1 protein-coding gene is annotated in these 1,193 nt (G+C 38.4%); it reads left to right on the forward strand.

The features are described 5' to 3' along the window. Window positions 1-303 precede the first annotated feature (303 nt). Window positions 304-885, forward strand: coding sequence for a hypothetical protein (locus tag FE394_RS19280; protein WP_319927929.1), 582 nt, complete (start codon window positions 304-306; stop codon window positions 883-885). The last annotated feature ends 308 nt before the right edge of the window (window positions 886-1,193 follow it).

Consider the following 1,193-nt stretch of genomic DNA (forward strand, 5'->3'; position numbering starts at 1 on the left):
GGCGTCCGTGGGGTGAGAGAATCGCCCCTGTGAGTTGAGTTAATAGGTTATTAGGAGAAGGAGTTCGCTCAATTTGAGCGGCAATTAATTATTATCTGATTTGGTAGTAATTGAAGAGCGCTTATCTGTGATCGTAATGTATGAAGGGATATCTGATTCATTACCTACACATAAATCAAGATGCCCTTTATTACTGTAATGACCTATCGTTCCATTTAACGTTATAGATACTCCTTTATCTGATAGTGTTAATATCATAATTTTTGAACAATTCATCATAACAACTCCCGATGGAGACACTTCATGGAAACACAAATATTTGCAGACCAAATGGGAGAATTAAATCTCCCAGAACTTTCATTACAGGCCGCACTGACTGACGATATTATAGGCTCTATTCTCCGCATTCATCTGATGTGCGAACAATTACTTGAGTCTTGGATATGCGCAGCCTGCAATCAAAAAAATTTCTTCGGTGATGGAAAAGAGCGGGTCAGGATTAATTTCGAAACAAAACTTAACATTGCCAGAAACGTAGGATTACCTTCACCTTTATATCATTCTATAAAAATAATAAATAAAATCAGAAACGATGTAGCTCATCACCATGATTTTAAAGACATGCCAAGTAACAAAATCAGTAATCTGGTGAATTTACTAAACAGTTATAAGTTAGACACTCCGATGGATAAGCATTCCGATGAACTTCCTATGAAAGTTTTGAACGAGGATGGGTCTGTAAAAGGTATATACTCCATTAAGGATCGTGATACTCCCAATAAAGACAAGCTATTTATCTGCTTCACTATGTTACAAATAAAGCTTTTTGGGACTATAGCGAAAATCCATAGCGAACAACAAAATCCACTATCGTGGAAATATTAAATAACTAACAAAATGCCAGCCGCAATGCATGTATACGGATGTGATGAGAGTGATTGCGGTGGCAAATTTCTTATACGTTAAGCTGAGTCGTTATGCGTGGAGTTAACGAGGTGAACTTAACGCATTACCGGTGAGTTGGTTAAACCCATTCAAATTCATCTTTCATGGATGCCCTCTATACCAATTCGAGGTGTTGCTCGAAATGGTTGTAAACTCGAAGTTGACAACTGCCCGTTGATCTCCCGCTCAGTCTGATTAAATCGTGCCTCTTCCAGTTCAACCCCCAGCACACGGCGATTGAGTTTTAA

It is taken from the genome of Xenorhabdus littoralis, assembly GCF_033949345.1.
Taxonomy (GTDB): Bacteria; Pseudomonadota; Gammaproteobacteria; order Enterobacterales; family Enterobacteriaceae; genus Xenorhabdus; species Xenorhabdus littoralis.

Excerpts from the sequence above, each read along its gene's own strand:
- FE394_RS19280 (WP_319927929.1), top strand. The coding sequence starts at position 304 with ATGGAAACACAAATATTTGCAGACCAAATGGGAGAATTAAATCTCCCA.